Source organism: Streptomyces sp. NPDC048671 (genome assembly GCF_055587045.1).
In genome coordinates this window covers 658,756-677,419 of sequence record NZ_JBVJHB010000001.1, presented here as the reverse complement: position 1 = coordinate 677,419, position 18,664 = coordinate 658,756, and the positions used below count along the sequence as shown (strand labels likewise).

Below are 18,664 nucleotides of genomic sequence, written 5' to 3'. Positions count from 1 at the left end.
CGTCGGGGCGCGTCATCCCGGCCGGGGCGGCCGGTCGACGGGGTACCCGGCATGGGTCCGCCGTCGACCGGGTGGCGCCGGGTCAGAGCAGCGCGTGCGGGTACTGCTCGGCGCGGTTCTGGAAGGCCAGAACCGCGGGGTTCTGGACGGCGCCGTCGCGGATCTCGATCGCCCGGCCGATGGTGCGGTCACCGTCCCAGCCGGACGGCCCTTCGAGGACCGGCCGCAGGAACGGGATCAGCGCCTCACTGTTCTCCCAGGTGGCCGCGTCCCACAGGTAGGAGGGGCTGTGGTCCACGGCGTAGTAGTGGACGTTCTCGCCGACGGTGAACATCGGATCGCTGAAGGTGGTGGGCCGGGCCCAGGCGAAACCCATGCCCTCATCGCAGGAGACGTCGATGACGAGGGTGCCGGGCGCGAGCTTCGGCAGATCCTCCTGTATCAGGAACATCAGCGGCGCCGCGGTGTCCTGGAGCACGCAGTTGACGATGATGTCGTGCCCGGCGAGGAACTCGGCCAGCGGCTCCGGACCGTCCTCGGTGAGCGCGATGCTGCGCCGCGGGTCGAGGGTGTCGTCGGCCACGTCGTGGTCGAAGCGCACGATCCGGGCCGAGTGGATCGGCGAGCTGACGGCGGTGGTGCCGCGGGCGGTCAGCACGTCCACGTCGTGCACGCCCAGCGCGCTGAGCGCGGTCACCGCGCCGCGGGCGGTGGCACCGAAGCCGATCACCGCCGCACGCCGCCGACGCCCGTAGTCACCGGTCGACCCGGTCAGCTGCATGGCGTGCAGTACCGACGAGTAGCCGGCCAGCTCGTTGTTCTTGTGGAAGACGTGCAGGCCGAATCCGCCCTTCCGGTTCCAGTGGTGCATCGCCTCGAAGGCGATCACCGTGAGCCTGCGGTCGATGGCTGCCTGCGTGACCTTCTCGTCCTGCACGCAGTGCGGCCACCCCCACAGCACCTGCCCGTCCCGCAGCTCCGCCAGATCCTCGTGCAACGGCTTGGCCAGCAGGATGACGTCACACTCCGCGATCAGTTCCTCGCGTGAGCGGAAACCGGCGACCTGCGGTGCGAGCTGATGATCCGGAACACCGAAGTGCTCTCCGTAACCGGTCTGCAGATAGATGCTGGACCGGAGGTCGGCGTCGATGCGATCGAAGTGTGCTGGGTGGATCGGCAGACGGTGCTCGTTCTCTTTGCGAGTCTGCGACATGATTCCGAGCTTGAGCTGCTGCAAGGTACCCCTCTGTTTGCTACCTGTATAACACCCCCCGAGGCGCGCGGACGTGGTCGGCGGTGTTCCTTCCCGGGACCGGGCGCCCTGATGGGCGCCCACCCCAGGCCTTTCGGCCGACAGGCGGGGGAACGCCGGAGCGGGCTGCCGCCCGCGCCACCGGCGGCCGCAGATGGCCCCACGCAGTCACGGCACGGTCACGTTCAGCGCGGGCTCGGGCCGACGAGGGCCCTGCGTTTTCTGAGGAGAACGGTTCTGCGCCCTCCCGTGCTGACCGGATGGGCCCTGGCAGTGCTCGGGGCGGTTGAGCTTGAGGCCCTCCATGGCCGCGGTGTGCACGACGGAGCCGCCCTGGGAGGGCCGCTGCGCAGATCGAGTCGGGATCAGTATCACCAATATTCCATGTGCGCAAGGTTACGATTACGGACCCCGATGGGCGCCTTCGCGACAATTGGAACGTCCGCACGGATCACAAAAGGAGCAACCGCCTAACGTCGAATTCGCCGCAGCCTCGAACGTACGGTTCGAGAACCCATGCGGCATGAATGGGGGGTCAATAAATGCGTTTCCATGCTGCCCTGTCCACGGCGGCAGTCGGTGTTCTGGTTCTCTTCGCTGGAACCGGAACTTCCCATGCCGCATCTGATGGCCGGGAAGTCACATCCTCCATCACCGCCGACGCCACGGCCAAGGCGTCTGCGATCGTTGTCGGCTGCCTCTTCGAGTCGATGAAGCCGCTTTATGTCACCGCCGGCGGTCCTTTGTATGCACAGGGGAAGATCAAGAGCTGTACGACTCCGAAACCGGATGCGTGCAAGCTCGATGTCACCCTGGAGAAGAAGCTGTCGAACGGACTGTACGGCGTCATTGCCAGTAAAAGTACGGGCTGGAAGACCTGCAAGGTCAAGACTCTCAGCGTTCCGTACAAGTGTCCCCAGAGGGTCCAGAAGCACACGTATAAAACTGTGTCGTCCCTGCAGATCGAGTACAAGGGAAAGTACGGCACAAAAGTCGTTGGCAGTTCAACAATGGCTACGAACTGCTGACTGAACACGACCGACAAGGAGGGCGGCCCGCGCCTCAGGGTGCGAGTCGCCCTTCGCTCTTCGGCCGAGGATTCAGCTCCTCGTCGAGCAATTCCTCTTCACTCACCTCAACGGCGAATTCGTTACCCTCCGGATCCGCCATCGTCACACAGGACAGATCAAATGGATCCTGAGATTCCGCAAGGCGTACAGCCCCCAACGCGGTGAGCCTGAGGACTTCCTCCTCCAATGTTCCGCACACAGCTCCAACCCCCAGACGCATCGTCGCCCCCGGCCGCTCACCGTGGGCAGCGGGTTTGAAATACAGGGACTGAGGCTCGTTGCCATCAACCAGCTGCAGATGGAGCCCATGACTGCCGTCGATCACCGGCTTGTGAAGCACGGAGCTCCAGAACCGAGCCAACGCCTCCGGATCCGTACACAAGAAGGTCACGCGTCGCAGCTGTGTAGTCATACGCCTTACCGTACTGAACCCGAGAGGTCGTTAAGTCCGTTTCTAGTACTCCAGCCGTAGATCGTGATCTTGGCCTTCCCGGTCATTTCCTTGCCGCCAGGAGATGGGAGGTCAACTGCGGGGGTACCCGGGTTGCAACTCGGTGCATCCGACAAGGGCCGCCTGAATGGTCCTTGGCCGACGGGCTATCTTGCCGGGCATGCAGACTGTGAACTGGAGCGGTGCCCGGGAGCGGACAATCGCTCTCTACGCACGGCAGGGATCGAAGGCCAGTGCCGCTCTCCCGCCGGTTCTCAGTGAGGCTCAGGTGCGCCAGGCCGAGGAACAGTTCGGTGTGGTGTTCCCTGACGACTATCGCCAGTACCTGCTGCGCGTCAGTGCCGGCGGGCGGGTTCGCACGCTTCAGGTCGATAAGCGTGGCTGGCGCTGGGACGGCGACCAGCCTGCGGACCGTGCGAACCTGCGTGTTCCGTTCCCGGACCACGACACCGCTCTCGCAGCGAGCGAAGACCTTTGGCCGGCCGAACCCCAGGAGGGGGATTACGCCTCTGCTGCGGCCTACCGAGCCGATCACGACGCGTGGCTGGAGACGGCCGATGCCGCCGAGGACGCGCGGACTTCCGGGGCCGTCCCTCTCTGCGATGACGGTTGCGGCTTCTACACCCTCCTCGTGGTCAGCGGACCCATGCGTGGCGCCATGTGGTTCGACGGACGCGCAACCTGCGATCGCCTCAACCCGCTCTTGAACGACGACGGACAGCCCGCCACCTTCAGCGAGTGGTACCTGGACTGGCTCACCCGCGAGGAGTCGCTGACAACCCGGGAACTGCGTCGCGCGGCAAGCGACCGCTGGCATGCGGGGACGGACGTGCCCATCTGGCTGCGCTGGTTCGGCTCGTGAGCCTCAGTGCTCTGGCCGCAAGCCGCGTTCGTGCTGGTGGGGGCCGGTGCTGGCTGCGCGCATAGTCGCACGAGGGCGAGAGGGTCGCACCGGGCGCAGCGAACACCATCACGGGGCACCGACCAGAGCGCGGAGCCGAGCAGCCCCCGAGAACGGCTGGGCCATGACGGGATGCGTTCGCGATGCCGTGCTTTCGTTACAGGTACTGGGCATCGCCATTGCCCAGCGACCAGTCCGCATTTGAGTTCTCCGTCAGTGCGATGAACATGTTGCGTGGCTCAACGCCCGCGTATTCCTCGGCGAGTTCGGAGATGCGCTGATACAACGCCTGCTTCTGCCCGTCTGGACGGCCCGCGCGCAAGGTGATGGCCACGTACACGATGCCGTCATCGCGGGGTACGCCGAGATAGGTGCCGTGACGCAGCAGCCCCTGCTGTCCGTCATGGCCGGTCAGGATCTGAAAGCGATCCTCGTCAGGGAAGCCCATCGTCTCTCCGAGCGCCTCATGGACGGCCCGTCCCAGAGCCTTCAGCCGCGCTTTGTCGCAGTGCATGGCGTCGATGCGGACGAGCGGCATGGCGCGTGCCTCCAAGATCGGTCTGCGAAGCTATCCACTTACTGTACATACCAGTAGGTACAGCGGCTGGCTGTTCCCTGCACCAAGGGCACAGGCGCACAGGATTGCCCTGCTCGTCATCGTGTGGGCGGTCAGGCTGCGATAGCTCCGGCTTCGTTGCGCACCCGCCTGGCCGGCCCGAACGCAGGATGAATAGGGCTCATTGATGAGTGATCCCGCTGACGGCGAGCAGTTGAAGTCCTCAAGAACCCGGCCATGCAGGCGCAGGAACCGCTGCCAACGATCGGGGGTGGAGCGAGGCAACCCGCCGCTGCCGCTGAGGTGTTGGGCTGAGCGGGCTGCGTGATGTGGCGACCGTGTACGACCCTGGCTCGACGTCCGGCCGCGCGGCGGCACTGTCGGCTCGCGCTGGGGCCCGGAGAGCCTGAACTCGGTCCCTGAGTCCTACCGTTGGGGCGGGACCCATTAAGTACTACGTATACTGGGCGCACTCCAGGCGAGTGACGGTAACAGTATGAGCGCGGTATCAGGATGGCCGCGCTCTCCTACAGGGATTGCTGGGTGTTTCACTTGTCCGGAACCGAGTCCGAAGCGCCACCGCACGAGATACCCGCTCCCGCACCAGGTGAGGCGCGGCGGAAGTTACTGCGCGACCGGGGACAGACGGCTGTGGAGTATCTGGGGTTGGTCACTGTTGTCGCCGTGATCGTGCTGGCCCTGACCATGAGCGGAGTCGGTGGCAGTATCGCCGGGCGCATCGAGTCGCAAGTCTGCGCCATCGCCGGCTCCAGCTGCGGGTCGAGCGGCGGCGGCAGCGGAGACCCGTCGGATGAACTGGTGAACCACGGGGGAAGCAAGGCGAGCATCCCGAAGCCGACGGGAGGTGCTCAGCCCGGTATTTCGGCGCCGGCTGAGCTGCCTCTGCCGGGTGTCTCGAAGCCGGGGGAGACTCCTTGGCCGGGCGTTTCGAAGCCGGGGGTGACTCCTCATCCGGGCGTTTCGGATCCGCCGAAGGATCCTCGGCCGGGCGTTTCGAAGCCGGCGGTGACTCCCTATCCGGGCGTTTCGAAGTCGAGGGTGACTCCTCAGCCGGGCGTTTCCAAGCCGAGGGTGACTCCTCAGCCAGGGGTTTCCAAGCCGAGGGTGACTCCTCAGCCGGGCGTCTCGAAGCCGCCGGCAGGCTGACCGGCGGACCCAGGGTTCCCGTGACCCACCACAGGCGTGCCTGACCGGGCGATTCCTGGGTGGTCCGGGTGCCCTTGAGGAGCCAATCCCCTGCTGCCCGGCTGCGCGCTTGAATGCGGTGACATGGGGGCGGGCTCGGCCGCCTGATCGTCACGCCATGACGAATCCCGCTTCCTTCCGGGACCGGGGCCCAGACGGCAAAGCCCTGCCCTACGGCGCTGCCAACACCCGAGTCGTACGCGCCCCGGGCCCGTCAGGAGTCCCCGGCGCCCTCGATGTTGGCGACCATCCTGCGCAGGACCTTGAGCGCGGTCACGTACTCCGCGTCGCTGATGCCCGCGTGGACCACGGCGCGCAGTTCGGTCACCAGCTCGCGCAGTCGCACCCTGGCGGCCTCCCCCGCGTCAGTGAGGTGCAGGCGGTGCCCGGCGTCGATCCGCAGCCAGTCACGGTGGATCAGCTGGTCGACGACCCGCCCCATCTCGTCCGGCCCGTCCGCGAGGGGCGTCAGCTGGGTGACGAGTTCCTCGCGGCTCGGCGCCGAGGACCCGCCGTTCAGACAATTCAAAACCCAGTACTGCGGTTGCGTGACGTCGATCCTGGCCATGGCGTCACGCAGATGCCGGGTGACGACCGTATGGGCGAGGCCGCTCCAGTACCCGACGGGCTGGGTGGCCAGCATGTCGTCGGTGGCGGCCGGATCGGCCGGTGCCTGATCGGTGGCGGTATCGGTCGGCGAGTTCATGAACCGACGCTATCTCCCCATCTCCCCAAGAACGTCAGTCGTGCAAGAAATCCTCGAACTCCCAGGAGTGTCCCGGCGCGTGGTCCACGTACAGCGTGCAGGCCTGCTGTTGTAGAGGGGCAACGGCAGGGTCGACCCTTTCGCACGGCTCGGCACAGACGTAGGTGAAGCGGTCGCCGTCCCAGCGCACCCATACGTCAAAGGTGCCGCGCCCCATGTCCTCCAGGTGGCCGGCGTGCTCGTCCGTATGTCCCTTGGCCAGTTCGCAGACAAGTGAGTGGGGCAGTCCTGTACTAGTAGATTGCTGATGCGTTTGCGCGGTGTCGAACCAGGGTGGAAGAGCGCGGGAATTGCAGTGGATCACCGTAGAGCCTCCGGTTGAGGGGACGTGGGCCCCGGTCCGTGCGGCGCGCGGCAGCACACGGACGGGGAGGGGGCTCGGGAGCGCCGTACCCGGCCACGGCACGGCGTGACGACCGGACGGGCCATCCGGCGAGCGCTACCAGGAGGCCGGCAGCCGGGTCGAGCACGGTGAGCACGTCGGGCCTCCCGGCCTCCAGCCGCGCCATTGCGTGGTCCTGCTGGCGCGGGTCGTGTGCCCATGCCCGTAGCCCGTTCGGGACGGCGGGGCTCTGAAAGCTGATCGGCCGGACGTCCCTCATGCCGGACGGTTGGGGCTCGGGCGCGCCGAGCCCGTCCGCGAGCCGATGCGCTTGCCGTCGCAGCCACCGGAGCGCGAGCCGGCGGTTCGGCAGGGTAGCCCTGCCCAGCGAGACGGTCCTCCCGCCGGTCGACGCGGTGATCTCCGCCATGTAGGTGCCGCCGTTCATGCGGCGCGCTCCCAGGTCGGGAGCTGGACCACCGCTCGCTGCGCTTCGGCTGCCGATTCCGTGAGCGCCGCCGACTCGGCTGTGTCCGCGATGTGTTCGGCAAGCGCTCGGCCCAACTCGGCGTGGAACAGTGCGCGGGTACCAGGGTCCGACGCGATGCGGTCCAGCTCGGCGTCCAGGTCGTGTGCCGGGACTCTCACAGCACCTCACCCCGACTCCGCGCGTTGCACCGCGCGTTCTGGGCTCGCAGCCGCTCTATCGAGTCCGCGGGACGTACGTGCTCGGGCTCGGCTTCCCACTCCTGCCCGCCGCAAATCGGTCGCAGTGACCAGTACGGGCCGGCGAGCCCTCGGAACTCCCCGACCTTGTTCGCGTGGGCCGTGTCCACCATGAGTGTGCCGGGGGCGGGTACGTAGGCGGGTTCCTGTCCATCCGTGGGAACGTTGTGCGCACTCATCGCCGCTCCTCTCTGTAGCGGTTTCGCTACTCAGGGCGTCCAGGGTGACCTAGAGTTGGAGTGTCCTCAACTTGGCTGTTTTGCTTGATGAGTTAGGAACTCACGTGGTCAACCGGAAGGCATTGGACCCCGAGACTTCGCCGGCGCAGGCGTTTGGCCAGCGCTTACGGCAAGCGCGGGACGAGCGCGGGTGGACGCAGGACGAGCTGGCCGTACGCATGGGCCTGACCGGGTCGCATGTTTCCGCTGTCGAAACTGGCCGCCGCCCACCAACTAACCGCTTCGCGCGTAGTGCTGACAGGGCACTCGGCACCGGAGACAAGTTCGAGCGAATGACCCGCGCGCTCAAGAACACCTCGCTCCTGGAGGGGTTCACGGACTTCGTCACCCACGAGGTACGAGCCGCAGAGATCAGGCTGTTCGAGCTCGGGATCGTTCCGGGTCTTCTCCAGACTCCGGAGTACGCGGCAGCGATCACTGCGGGTGCCGTGCGGCGCGGAGCGATCACGGAGCAGCAGGCGGAGGAACGGCTGACACTCCTCACGAAGAGGCAGGCATCTCTGGAGCGGACGCCCCCACCGCTTGTGTACGTCGTCCTTGACGAGAGCTGCATTCGGCGGGTGGTGGGCGGCCCCCGTGTCATGGCTGAACAGCTTGACCGGCTCGCCGCGTTCGCCGAGCTTCCGTCCACCGTCGTACAAGTCGCGCCGTTCGATCTTGGTGAGCGGCGGTCGTTCGACCTGCCCGTCCACTTGCTGACCTTGCCGGACCGGGCTCAGCTCGCCTATGCCGAATCCGCGCAGCAAGGCCGGTTGGAGCGCGATATGCGGTTCGTGCAGCCTCTGTTGACGGCCTACCATCAACTACAGGCTGAAGCGCTGTCCCAAGCGACATCCGTGGCCATGATCCAGAAGGTAAGAAAGGGCACCTCGTGACGACCGAATCCCCCCGCTGGTTCAAGTCCTCCTACAGCAGCAACGGCGGCGCGTGCGTCGAGATCGCAGCCAACCTTGCCGTCTCACGCGGCGTGGTACCCGTCCGCGACTCCAAGGATCTGAGCGGCCCCACTCTGGGTCTTCGTGCCGACGCGTTCACTTCCTTCGTGGCGGGCGTCAAGGCCGGAGACTTCGGAGCCATCTGACCGCCCACCAGGCGTGCACCGCCCCTTCCGTGCACGTCGCAACAGTGAAAACCCCGTCACAGTCCCGAGCCGGGAGCATGGCGGGGTTTTTCTGTCTTGACTTACACCGAGTCCGCTCAGCAAGGGTGACGTGGGAGCGCGATAGGTGCTTCTTGCGGCTCTGTTGACAGCCCTGCCATCGTTTACATGTCGCAGCGCTGTCCCAGGCGACGTCCGTGGTCATGATCGAGAAGGTAAGAAGGGGCACCCCGTGACGACCGAATCCCCCCGCTGGTTCAAGTCCTCCTACAGCAACAACGGCGGCACATGCGTCGAGTGGGCGCCGGCGCACGCGTCCGCTACCGGCGCTGTCCCCGTCCGCGACTCCAAGGATCTGAGCGGCCCCACGCTGTCCTTCCCGGTCGCCTCGTTCGCCTCCTTCGTGGCGGGCGTCAAGGCCGGAGACTTCGGCACCGTCTGAGCAATCGATTCCGCGTCGCCCCACCGTGCCCCGCACGGTGGGGCTTTGCTGCGACCGTTCAGCCGTCACCGGCCGCACCGCCCCCCGACGCGTCCGACGCGTCCGCCGGGAGTTCCGCCGTCACCACGAAGCTGCCGCCCGGTCCCGGCCCCGCCTCCAGGGAGCCGCCCGCCGCCGCCAGGCGTTCGGTGAGGCCCTTCAGACCCGTGCCGCCGGTGGCCGGGGCGGCCGGTGCCTCGGCGGACGGGCCCGAGCCGTCGTCGGTGACCGTCAGCCGGACCCGGTCCGAGGTGCCGTCGATCACGAACGCGCAGTCGGTGGCGGTGGAGTGGCGCAGGACGTTCGTGACGGCCTCCCGGGCCACCCAGCCGAGCAGCGCCTCCGTCTGCGGTGCGAGCGGCGGGCCCGAGCGGCGGACGGTCGGTTCGATGCCGGCGGCGGTCAGCGCGGACCTGGCGCGGTCGAGCTCGGTGGCGAGGCTCCCCTCGCGGTAGCCGGTGACCGCCTCCCGGATCTCGGTGAGCGCCTGGCGGCCGACCGACTCGATGTCGGCGACCTGCTGGATTGCCTGGTCGATGTCGCGCGGCGCGAGCCTGCGCGCGGCCTCCGACTTGACGACGATCACGGAGATCGTGTGGCCCAGCAGATCGTGCAGATCGCGCGAGAAGCGCAGCCGCTCCCGCTCGACGGCGGCGCGGGCCAGTTCCTGCCGGGTGGAGCGCAGCTCCATCACCGTTTCCGACAGGGTGAGCAGCGCGGCCGTCACCGCACCGGAGATGAACGTGCCGTAGGCCAGCGTCCACGGCGTCGACGCGCTGTCCTGGTGCCACACCGAGACGAGGCAGGCGACCACGGCGAGCACGAGCAGACAGACCGCCAGCCAGTGTCTGCGCAGGACGGTCCCGCAGGCCAGCGAGAGCAGCGGAAAGAACAGCAGCCAGCTGCCGCCGTACCCGGCCGCGAGCCCCAGTGTGACGGCGGTCAGCGCGGCCAGCAGCACGTACGTCAACCGGCTCTCGCGCGCCCTCTTGTCGAAGCCCCGGAACACCACCGAGATATAGAGGGAGTTGAAGGCGAACAGGCCGATGCCGCCGACCCAGGGACTGGGGGTGTCGCCCTGGAACAGATTGGAGAAGGCGCCCAGGCCCAGCAGCAGCCAGGGGAGCAGGACGTAGGGTCCGGGAGGTCCCGGACGCCGGTGCTCCTTGCGCCACTGCCGTCGCTCCGCACGCCGCCTGCGCCGTACCTCGCGCGCTTCCGATCCGCTCCCGAACATGTTCACTCCCGTCACACGGTCCTCGCGGACCGACGGTACGAGACCACGGCGTACGTGCCGAACAGCAGCAGCCACGCGGCGAGTACGCCGATGGTCGTGGCGCCGGGCGCGTGGCCGTCGGTAGCCGCCCAGCCCAGTTCCGCGAACCGGTTGGCGGGGGTGAACCCGCCGATGGAGCGCAGCCAGCCGGGGAGCAGTTCCAGCGGGAACCACAGCCCGCCGACGATCGCGAAGCCCATCAGGCACGCGACGTTGACCACGCCGGTGCCCTGCGGGGTCAGCCGGTAGCCGTTGCCGATCCCGAGCAGGGTGAAGGGCAGGGCGCCGATCCAGAGGAGAAGGACGAGCGCGGCCCACTGCCAGGCGCCCAGCCGTACCCCGTTGAGCAGCCCGCCGGCCAGCAGCACGGTGAGGATCGTCGGGAGCACCGTCACCGAACCGCTGATCGCGCGGCCCACGACCGCCTGCGACGGGGAGAGCGGGGTGACCCGCAACTGCTGGAGCCAGCCAAGCGACTTGTCGGAGGAGACCCCCGTACCGATCGACATCGCGGAGCCCAGCGCCCCGTACGCGGCCATGCCGACCATCGCGGTGGTCTTCCAGCCGTCGACGCCCTCGCCGCCCCCGATGTTGGTGAAGAGCAGATACATCATCACCGGCATCCCGGTGCCGAAGATCAGGAAGAAGCCGTCGCGCAGGGTCCGGCGGATTTCGAGCACGATGTACTGGAACATCAGACGGTCTCCTTCCGGCCGGTCCGGCTCTCCGGAGCGGTGGCCGTAGAGGTGAGGGAGAGGAAGGCGGTCTCCAGCGTGGCGGGGGAGACCTGGAGGCCCCGGACCATGCCGAGGCGGGCGAGCTCCACGACGGTGGCGTCCGAGTCGTCCGTGTGCAGCAGCGCCCGGTCCCCGGTCACCTCGACGGTGGCGACGCCGGGCAGCAGCTCAAGGCCCTCGGTGGGCCGGCCCGCCAGGTCGAAGGAGACCTGGTGGTGGCCGGCCGCGCCCTTGATGGATTCGCCGCTGCCGTCCGCGACGATCCGGCCCCGGTCGATGACGACGATCCGGTCGGCGTTCTCGTCGGCCTCCTCCAGGTAGTGGGTGGAGAAGATCACCGTGTTGCCGCGCCGGGCGTAGGCCCGCATCGAGTCCCAGAAGCCGCGGCGTCCCTCCACGTCCAGGGCCGCGGTCGGCTCGTCCAGCACGATCAGTTCCGGGTTTCCGGCCATGGCAACGGCGAACCGGACCCGCTGGATCTGGCCGCCGGAGAGCTTGTCGATCCGCCGGTTCGCGTACTCCGCGACGCCCGCCAGGTCCAGCGCCTCGGTGATCGGCATCGGGTGCGGGTAGGTGGAGGCGACGAAGGCGATCAGTTCGCGGACGGTCACCCGCTGGATGGGCCGCCCGTCCTGGAGCATCGCGCCGACGAGGCCGGCCCGGACCGCCTGTCCGGGGGAGCGGTCCAGTACCCGCACACTGCCGGAGTCCGGCTCGTTCAGGCCGAGCAGCAGGCTGATGGCGGTGGACTTCCCCGCGCCGTTGCGGCCGAGCAGCGCGACCGTCTCCCCCCGTTCGACGGTCAGCCCGATCCCGTCCACGGCCCGCACGCTCTGCCCGGCCCGGCCGAAGGTCTTCACCGCCCCGGTGAAGACCACCGCGGCCCCGTTCCCCGTTGTCTGTTTCATGTCCATGACGCTACGGAGTCGGAGCCAGGACCCGGCAGAGGCGCATGTACGGACTCCGTGATGACAAATGTCATCGCGCGGGCGGACGGGAACCGAGTGGAGGGGAACCGAGTGGACGGGAACCGAGTGGACGGGAACCGGGTGAAGGGGAACCGGGTGGCCGGATCGCGATCCGAAGCGAGATCTGACACAACGTCAGGAGACTTCACAACTGCTGGGCGCTGCGTTATACATAGGGCCACCGGCTAGAACGCGTTCTAGAACGGACGCGGCTTCCGGTCCCGCACGACCTCGGTGCGGCCGACGGTGCGGACGGCCGCGCCGAGGTCTTCCCCACCATCAAGGAGCAGCTCTCCCATGCCCATTGATGCCGCAGAGGCGGTTGCCGCCGAACCCCGCTCGACCTCGATCAGCTGGGACCACAAGGACATCCAGCTCTACCACCTGGGCCTCGGCGCGGGGACGGCCCCCGGCCGGCCCGACGACGCCACCGACCCGGACGAGCTGCGCTACACGCTGGAGTCCCGGCTCCACGTCCTGCCGAGCTTCTCCACCGTCGCGGGCGCCGGCCTCGCGATGGGTGGCGGCCTCGCGTCGCCCGGGGTCGACGTCGACCTCGCCGCCGTGCTGCACGGCGGTCAGTCCGTACGCCTGCACCGGCCGATTCCCGTGCGGGGAGACGCCGTTCAGACCTCGAAGGTCGCCGCGGTGTACGACAAGGGCAAGGCGGCGGTCCTCGTGCTGCGTACCGAGGCCTCCGACGACGACGGCCCGCTGTGGACCAACGACGCCCAGATCTTCGTACGCGGCGAGGGCGGTTTCGGCGGCGAGCGCGGCCCTTCGGAACGGCTCGCCCCGCCCGACCGCGACCCCGACCGGGTGGTGGAGCGGCCGGTCCGGCCGGACCAGGCGTTGCTCTACCGGCTCTCCGGGGACTGGAACCCGCTGCACGCCGACCCGGAGTTCGCCAAGCTGGCCGGCTTCGACCGGCCGATCCTGCACGGGCTCTGCACGTACGGGATGACGCTCAAGGCGGTGGCCGACACCCTGCTGGACGGCGATGTGTCCCGCATCGTCTCCTACCGCACCCGGTTCGCCGGGATCGTCTTCCCCGGCGAGACCCTGCGCATCCGGATGTGGGCCGATGACGGCCGGGTCCAGGTGGCGGTGACCGCCGTCGAACGCGACGACGCACCGGTCCTCGCCGACACGCTCGTCGAACACTCCTGAAGCACGCACCGCACGTACTGCATGTACCGCACGCACCGCACTAACCGCACGCACCGCCCGCACCACACCGCACTAACCGCACGTACCGACCCCGAGGGGAGCCGCACCATGCGCGCAGCCGTACTGCACGAGATAGGCCAGGACAAGCTCGAAGTCCTCGACGACGTCGAGGCGGTGGGCTTCGGCCCCGGCAAGGTCAGGCTCCGCATCCGGGCCACCGGGCTCTGCCACTCCGATGTCTCCGCGATGAGCGGGGTACTGCCGCAGCCCGCCCCGTTCATCCCCGGCCACGAGGGCGCCGGTGAGGTCATCGACGTCGGCGACGGGGTGAACGGGCTGAGCGCGGGGGACCGGGTGCTGGTCTGCTGGCTGCCCGCGTGCGGGGAGTGCCCCTCGTGCAAGCGCGGCCAGACCCAGCTCTGCCTGGCCGGGTTCATGAACGCGGGCACCCCCAACTTCAAGCGCCCCGGCGGGGACGTCTTCGGCTTCGCCGGCACCGGCACCTTCACCGAGGAGGTCGTCGTCGGCGCGGGCTGCGCGGTGCCGATCCCCGACGACGTGCCGTTCGAGATCGCCGCGCTGATCGGCTGCGGGGTCACCACCGGCCTCGGCGCGGCCATCAACACCGCGAAGGTGGAGGCCGGTTCGTCGGTCGCCGTGATCGGCTGCGGCGGCGTCGGCATCTCCACCATCCAGGGAGCCAGGGTGCAGGGCGCCGCCCAGATCATCGCCGTGGACCCGGTGGCCTCCCGCCGCGAGGCCGCGCTGCGGTTCGGCGCGACCGAGGCCGTCTCGCCCGACGAGTTCGCCGACGCCAAGCAGCGGATCACCGCGGGCGAGGGCTTCGACTACGTCTTCGAGGTCGTCGGCAAGTCGGTCACGGCCCGCACGGCGTACGAGAACACCCGGCGCGGCGGCACCCTGTGCATCGTCGGCGCGGGCGCCATGGACGACAACTTCCAGGTCAACATGTTCGAGCTGTTCTTCGACGAGAAGCGCATCCTGCCCTCCATGTACGGGGGAGGGGACGTGCTCCGGTCGTACGAGCGGGCCATCGCGCTCTGGCGGGCCGGCCGCATCGACCTCGAATCGATGATCACCCACCGGGTACGGCTCGACGGCATCAACGACGCCCTCGACCAGATGCGGACCGGCGAGTCGCTGCGTACCTGCGTCGAACTCTGAACCACCGCCCCGCCCCCTCCCGAGAGGACCCCGAGATCCGATGTCACTACCCCTGGACGGACTGTCCGCGATCGTCACCGGCGCCGGCCGCGGCCTCGGGCGCGCCGAAGCGCTGGAACTGGCGCGGCTCGGCGCGGCCGTCGTCGTCAACGACTACGGGCAGCCGGGCCGCGACGGCTCGGGCGAGGCGTCCGCCGCTCCCGCCGAACAGGTCGCCGAGGAGATCCGGGCGGCCGGCGGCCGGGCGGTCGCGCACCTCGGCGACGTGTCCGACCACGAGCAGGCCCGCGCCCTGGTGGACCTGGCCGTCGAGACGTACGGGCAGCTCGACGTCCTGGTCAACAACGCGGGCATCCTGCGCGACCGGATGATCTTCTCGATGACCGAGGACGAGTGGGACTCGGTCATACGGGTGCACCTCAAGGGCCACTTCAACACCACGCACTTCGCCGCCGCGCACTGGCGGTCCCGGTCCAAGGCGTCCGGCGGTCCGGTCTACGGCCGGATCGTCAACACCTCGTCGGAAGCCTTCCTCGCCGGTTCGGCGGGCCAGCCCAACTACGCGGCTGCCAAGGGTGGCATCGTCGGGCTGACCACCTCCACCGCGCTGGCCCTGGCCAAGTACGGCGTCACCGCCAACGCCATCTGCCCGCGCGCCCGGACCCGGATGACCGAGGACGTCTTCGCGGGCTTCGAGGAACCGCAGGACGGGCGGCTCGACGCGCTCGCACCCGAGCACGTCTCGCCGCTCGTCGGCTATCTGGCCTCCCCGGCGGCCGCCAAGGTCAACGGGCAGCTGCTCGTCGTGCACGGCGGGATGGTCGCGATCGTCGAACGCCCCAGGGTGGCGGCGAAGTTCGACGCGGCGAAGGAGACGTTCTCCTTCGACGAGCTGGACGAACTGATCTCCCCGTACTACGCGGACCGCCCGCCGAATGAGACGTTCGCGGCGGCGGAGGTGCTCGGCCTGAAGCGGGGCTGACCACCGCCGCACACCGCACAGGAGAGGGCCCCCGCAGCCGGCCGGCTGCGGGGGCCCTCTCCCCCCGTTTCCCTCGCTCGCTGTCCTGGCGGTCAGGCCGCCCTGCTGCCCCCTTCGGAGGTGCGGCGGTGGCGGCCGTGCGGTTGTGCTGCCGAGTCGTCCGGCGCCACACCCCCTCGGTGCTTTCCGGCGCCGCCGGCTTCGCCCCGGTCCGCGTCCGCCCCCGGCGGATGCGTCTGGGTCGTGTCGGTTCGGGCTTCAGACATGTGGGAAGTCACCCCGTTGTGATCGCTTACGTGCTTGTCTCCGGGGCCATCACGCCACCGTCACCCGGGCAACGGTCACCATCGGCGACCGCGGTGCCCGCATACGTGAGCCCCTGTCCAACTTTACGACCTGGTGCACGATAGTGAGCGGGCTCCCGACGCCCTGCGACTCCGCCTCCGGCGTTGTCGTCGGTCAACGACGCTCCGCGTCGATTCCCTCCTCCGCCTTGGATTCGAAGCCGCATGACGCCGCTCGCTGATCCGCCCCCTATCGTGCACCAGGTCGTTAGACCGGCGGGTCTAACGAGGAGCGGTACGCCCCACGAGAGGCGCCTGCCCCAAAGGAACCGGCCTGCACACAGAAGGAGGCGCCACGGCCCCGGACGGTTGCATACCGCTTTCCGGATATCCGGCCGGGGCTCGTCCCATGGCCGGTTCCTCATCGGCCGGTGCCGCCAGGAACGCCACCGCGCAGGCCGTCTCCCCGTTCGCGTACGGAAGTCCGAGTACGCCCTCGCGGGACCAGACACCGCTGCCCGCCAGCCATCCTTCGGGCACCGGGAGCTGGTGCAGCCGGCGGCCCGAGGGACGCCACACCCCCACCCAGCTGCCCGCCGCCCCGTCGATCCGCAGGGCGACCGCGCAGCTCTCCGGCATCAGCATCTGCCCCGGCTGCACGGCGAACGGCGTCACCGCGGCATCCGGCAGCCGCAGGCACTCCGGGAACCGCACCGGCAGACAGCTGCCCAGCACCCCCCAGCCGAGCCGGTCGTGCCCCGGCGCGTCCGAGCGGATCAGCAGGAGACCGCTGTCCGGGTCGGCGAGCAGCAGCCGGTCGTCGCTGTCCGGCGCGATCTGGAGCAACGGGGTCATCTCGGCGCCCCGCCCCAGGTCCACCGCGACCGCCTTCACCGGACCGCCCCCCGCAGGCTCCCGGTCCAGCGCCAGCAGCCGGCCGGCCCGGTCCAGCCAGACCCCGCCGGAACAGCGCCCCGGCAGCTCCGCGATCCGCTCGGGCCCGGACGTACCGCCCGCCACCAGCCAGAGCCCGGTGGAGTGCTCACCCGCCGCCAGGGCGTACGCGCTGACGCCGTCCGGCGAGGGCGGCAGCAGGGTCAGCTCCGCGCACTCGACCGCGCCCAGCGGCAGTTCACCGGTGCCGGGGCCGGTCGGGTAGAGCAGCGAGAGGGCGTGCCGGTCCGCGACCCGGCGCCGGATGAGCACCCGCCCGTCTGCGAGCGGCAGCACCTGCGAGTCGGCCTCCTCCGGCTGGTTGAGGGGGAGCGGCACGGCGTACGGCTCGGGCCCGTCCAGCGTCCAGCGCTCCGGGTACCAGGCCGTGTCGGTGTCGCTGCCGGTGCCCGCCTCGCCGGTTTCGTGCGCCCGGCCACGGGCGGCCGTGAGCCGCGCCGCGTACGCGCCGTTCGCCGTGATCGTGAACGCGGGCGGAGCTGTAGGCAGGACCGTTTCAGCAGGGCCCCGCGCCGGGGCAGCCGGCAGCTCCACCGGCACGGGCGGAACCGCGGGCACCGGCGGAACCGGCGGTTCCTGCGGATTGGCCGCGTCCGTCGCCGGATCCGGGGGCTCCGCCGCCCCCTCCGGGCCTTCGGACCCCGGCTCCACCGTCTCGCCGGCTTCGACCGCCGCCGCGGTCCCGTCCTCGATGGCACAGGCAGTCATCGACTTGTCACCTCCGGCCACCGAAGCTAGTTTTCGCACTTCCTGCCGAACAACACGAGACCCGCCACTTCACACATATGGGTGGCGATGCCCGTATTCACCTGAGAGGGAGGGGGTGGTTGTGCTTCGCGCTAAACGCGTGGCTAAGGTTAGGCACTCCTAAGTGTTGCCTGTGTGATCCACAACTGGAGCAAGTGATGTCCCTTCGACGCCGCGGCACCGCCGCAGTCGGCCTGGCTGTAGTCGCCGCCCTGTCCCTCTCCGCCTGCGGAAGCGACGACGGCGCCTCGGGCGGCTCGGGCAAGTCCGATGCCGGTAGCGAGAAGAAGGCCGCGGTCGCGACGGGCGGCAAGGAATTCGGTGACGCGGCGAAGAAGACGGCGGAGTACGGCACCGACGCCCCGGCGGGCCAGTTCCCCCGCACGCTCACCCACGCCATGGGCAAGACCGAGCTCAAGGCCGCCCCGAAGCGCGTCGTCGTGCTCGACGTCGGCGAGTTCGACAACGTCGTGTCCCTGGGTGTGAAGCCGGTCGGCTACGCCCCCTCCGAGGGCGACGCGGCCATTCCCTCGTACCTGAAGAAGGACGCCGGCGACCCGAAAAACGTCGGCACGATCAACAACCTCAACCTTGAGGCGATCGCGGGCCTGAAGCCCGACCTGATCCTCGGCAGCCAGCTGCGCGCGGCCGACAAGTACGACGAGCTGTCCAAGATCGCGCCGACCGTGTTCTCCATCCGTCCGGGCTTCACCTGGAAGGAGAACTACCTCCTCAACGCCGCAGCGCTGGACAAGACCGCCAAGGCTAAGTCGGAGCTGGGCACCTACGAGACGAACGCGAAGAAGCTGGGCGAGGACGTCGGCCCGAAGAAGCCGACCATCTCCATGGTCCGCTACCTGCCGGACAAGATCCGCCTCTACGCCAAGGCCTCCTTCATCGGCACGATCCTCGACGACGCCGGCCTGCCGCGGCCCAAGAACCAGCAGATCAACGAGCTGGCCGCGGAGATCAGCCCGGAGAAGATCGACGACGCGGACGCCGACTGGATCTTCACCGGTGTGTACGGCGACGTGAAGGCCACCAAGCGCGACACCGCCCAGTCCAACCCGCTGTGGAAGAACCTCACGGCGGTCAAGGAGGGGCGGGCCAAGAACGTCTCCGACGAGACCTGGTACCTCGGCCTCGGCGTCACGGCCGCGAACCTGGTCCTCGACGACCTCCGCGCCGGCCTGGTGAAGTGACGACCTCCGCGCCGGCCTGGTGAGGTAACGACCTCCGCGCCGGCCTGGTGAAGTGACGACGACCTCCGCGCCGGCCTGGTGAAGTAACGA

20 protein-coding genes are annotated in these 18,664 nt (G+C 69.0%); 9 read left to right on the top strand and 11 right to left on the bottom strand.

What is annotated here, in order from left to right; translation table 11 throughout:
• Positions 1 to 82 precede the first annotated feature (82 nt).
• Complete coding sequence (locus ACZ6S6_RS03110; protein WP_362956937.1) at positions 83 to 1,237, bottom strand: N(5)-(carboxyethyl)ornithine synthase; 1,155 nt, start codon at positions 1,235 to 1,237, stop codon at positions 83 to 85.
• A 557-nt stretch (positions 1,238 to 1,794) separates the two neighbouring features.
• Between ACZ6S6_RS03110 and ACZ6S6_RS03105 the strand changes: the two genes are divergently transcribed.
• Positions 1,795 to 2,280, top strand: coding sequence for a hypothetical protein (locus tag ACZ6S6_RS03105; protein ID WP_362956940.1), 486 nt, complete (start codon positions 1,795 to 1,797; stop codon positions 2,278 to 2,280).
• A 34-nt stretch (positions 2,281 to 2,314) separates the two neighbouring features.
• Here ACZ6S6_RS03105 and ACZ6S6_RS03100 read toward each other — a convergent pair whose 3' ends face one another.
• Entirely contained in the window at positions 2,315 to 2,734 is a 420-nt protein-coding gene (locus tag ACZ6S6_RS03100; protein ID WP_469703473.1) for a VOC family protein, read from the bottom strand.
• Positions 2,735 to 2,933: 199 nt separating this feature from the next.
• Here ACZ6S6_RS03100 and ACZ6S6_RS03095 point away from each other — a divergent pair, with 199 nt between their 5' ends.
• The gene (locus tag ACZ6S6_RS03095; protein ID WP_469703471.1) at positions 2,934 to 3,635 is read left to right on the top strand and encodes an SMI1/KNR4 family protein; all 702 of its coding nucleotides are present in this window, start codon (positions 2,934 to 2,936) and stop codon (positions 3,633 to 3,635) included.
• Between the two features lie 196 nt (positions 3,636 to 3,831).
• On the opposite strand, the gene ACZ6S6_RS03090 is transcribed toward ACZ6S6_RS03095, so the two are convergent.
• The 5 genes from ACZ6S6_RS03090 to ACZ6S6_RS03070 all read right to left on the bottom strand — a co-directional run bounded on the left by ACZ6S6_RS03090 (position 3,832) and on the right by ACZ6S6_RS03070 (position 7,429).
• The gene (locus tag ACZ6S6_RS03090) at positions 3,832 to 4,212 is read right to left on the bottom strand and encodes a tautomerase family protein (RefSeq protein ID WP_362956949.1); all 381 of its coding nucleotides are present in this window, start codon (positions 4,210 to 4,212) and stop codon (positions 3,832 to 3,834) included.
• A 1,438-nt stretch (positions 4,213 to 5,650) separates the two neighbouring features.
• Positions 5,651 to 6,142 carry a MarR family winged helix-turn-helix transcriptional regulator gene (locus tag ACZ6S6_RS03085; protein ID WP_469703468.1) on the bottom strand — a complete coding sequence of 164 codons (492 nt, stop codon included), beginning with the start codon at positions 6,140 to 6,142 and terminating at the stop codon, positions 5,651 to 5,653.
• Positions 6,143 to 6,176: 34 nt separating this feature from the next.
• On the bottom strand, positions 6,177 to 6,506 hold the full coding sequence (locus ACZ6S6_RS03080; protein WP_469703466.1) for a hypothetical protein: 330 nt from the start codon (positions 6,504 to 6,506) through the stop codon (positions 6,177 to 6,179).
• Positions 6,507 to 6,968: 462 nt separating this feature from the next.
• Positions 6,969 to 7,172, bottom strand: a complete 204-nt coding sequence (locus tag ACZ6S6_RS03075; protein ID WP_469703464.1) for a hypothetical protein — start codon at positions 7,170 to 7,172, stop codon at positions 6,969 to 6,971.
• Positions 7,169 to 7,429 carry a hypothetical protein gene (locus ACZ6S6_RS03070; RefSeq protein ID WP_362956960.1) on the bottom strand — a complete coding sequence of 87 codons (261 nt, stop codon included), beginning with the start codon at positions 7,427 to 7,429 and terminating at the stop codon, positions 7,169 to 7,171. Before ACZ6S6_RS03070 ends, ACZ6S6_RS03075 begins: the two co-directional genes overlap by 4 nt.
• Before the next feature lie 104 nt (positions 7,430 to 7,533).
• Between ACZ6S6_RS03070 and ACZ6S6_RS03065 the strand changes: the two genes are divergently transcribed.
• From ACZ6S6_RS03065 to ACZ6S6_RS03055, 3 genes are all read left to right on the top strand, one after another.
• Positions 7,534 to 8,364 carry a helix-turn-helix domain-containing protein gene (locus tag ACZ6S6_RS03065; RefSeq protein ID WP_469703849.1) on the top strand — a complete coding sequence of 277 codons (831 nt, stop codon included), beginning with the start codon at positions 7,534 to 7,536 and terminating at the stop codon, positions 8,362 to 8,364.
• Positions 8,361 to 8,570, top strand: coding sequence for a DUF397 domain-containing protein (locus tag ACZ6S6_RS03060; protein ID WP_469703462.1), 210 nt, complete (start codon positions 8,361 to 8,363; stop codon positions 8,568 to 8,570). Before ACZ6S6_RS03065 ends, ACZ6S6_RS03060 begins: the two co-directional genes overlap by 4 nt.
• A 250-nt stretch (positions 8,571 to 8,820) precedes the next feature.
• Positions 8,821 to 9,030, top strand: coding sequence for a DUF397 domain-containing protein (locus tag ACZ6S6_RS03055; RefSeq protein WP_469703459.1), 210 nt, complete (start codon positions 8,821 to 8,823; stop codon positions 9,028 to 9,030).
• A gap of 58 nt (positions 9,031 to 9,088) precedes the next feature.
• On the opposite strand, the gene ACZ6S6_RS03050 is transcribed toward ACZ6S6_RS03055, so the two are convergent.
• The 3 genes from ACZ6S6_RS03050 to ACZ6S6_RS03040 are packed head-to-tail and all read right to left on the bottom strand — an operon-like array spanning position 9,089 to position 11,990.
• Positions 9,089 to 10,306 carry a sensor histidine kinase gene (locus tag ACZ6S6_RS03050; protein WP_469703457.1) on the bottom strand — a complete coding sequence of 406 codons (1,218 nt, stop codon included), beginning with the start codon at positions 10,304 to 10,306 and terminating at the stop codon, positions 9,089 to 9,091.
• 11 nt (positions 10,307 to 10,317) lie between these two features.
• The gene (locus ACZ6S6_RS03045; protein WP_362956967.1) at positions 10,318 to 11,040 is read right to left on the bottom strand and encodes an ABC transporter permease; all 723 of its coding nucleotides are present in this window, start codon (positions 11,038 to 11,040) and stop codon (positions 10,318 to 10,320) included.
• A complete protein-coding gene (locus tag ACZ6S6_RS03040; protein ID WP_469703453.1) occupies positions 11,040 to 11,990 on the bottom strand; it encodes an ABC transporter ATP-binding protein in 951 nt (316 codons plus the stop codon). Before ACZ6S6_RS03040 ends, ACZ6S6_RS03045 begins: the two co-directional genes overlap by 1 nt.
• Before the next feature lie 357 nt (positions 11,991 to 12,347).
• On the opposite strand from ACZ6S6_RS03040, the gene ACZ6S6_RS03035 reads away from it, so the two are divergent.
• The 3 genes from ACZ6S6_RS03035 (at position 12,348) to ACZ6S6_RS03025 (ending at position 15,387) form a co-directional block, all read left to right on the top strand.
• Entirely contained in the window at positions 12,348 to 13,220 is an 873-nt protein-coding gene (locus ACZ6S6_RS03035; RefSeq protein WP_469703451.1) for a MaoC/PaaZ C-terminal domain-containing protein, read from the top strand.
• Between the two features lie 108 nt (positions 13,221 to 13,328).
• On the top strand, positions 13,329 to 14,405 hold the full coding sequence (locus tag ACZ6S6_RS03030; RefSeq protein ID WP_362956972.1) for a Zn-dependent alcohol dehydrogenase: 1,077 nt from the start codon (positions 13,329 to 13,331) through the stop codon (positions 14,403 to 14,405).
• A gap of 40 nt (positions 14,406 to 14,445) precedes the next feature.
• Entirely contained in the window at positions 14,446 to 15,387 is a 942-nt protein-coding gene (locus ACZ6S6_RS03025; protein WP_469703448.1) for a 3-oxoacyl-ACP reductase, read from the top strand.
• A gap of 566 nt (positions 15,388 to 15,953) precedes the next feature.
• Here the strand turns inward: ACZ6S6_RS03025 and ACZ6S6_RS03020 are convergent.
• Complete coding sequence (locus ACZ6S6_RS03020) at positions 15,954 to 17,333, bottom strand: hypothetical protein (protein ID WP_469703446.1); 1,380 nt, start codon at positions 17,331 to 17,333, stop codon at positions 15,954 to 15,956.
• 197 nt (positions 17,334 to 17,530) lie between these two features.
• On the opposite strand from ACZ6S6_RS03020, the gene ACZ6S6_RS03015 reads away from it, so the two are divergent.
• Entirely contained in the window at positions 17,531 to 18,574 is a 1,044-nt protein-coding gene (locus ACZ6S6_RS03015; RefSeq protein WP_469703444.1) for an ABC transporter substrate-binding protein, read from the top strand.
• Positions 18,575 to 18,664: the final 90 nt, after the last annotated feature.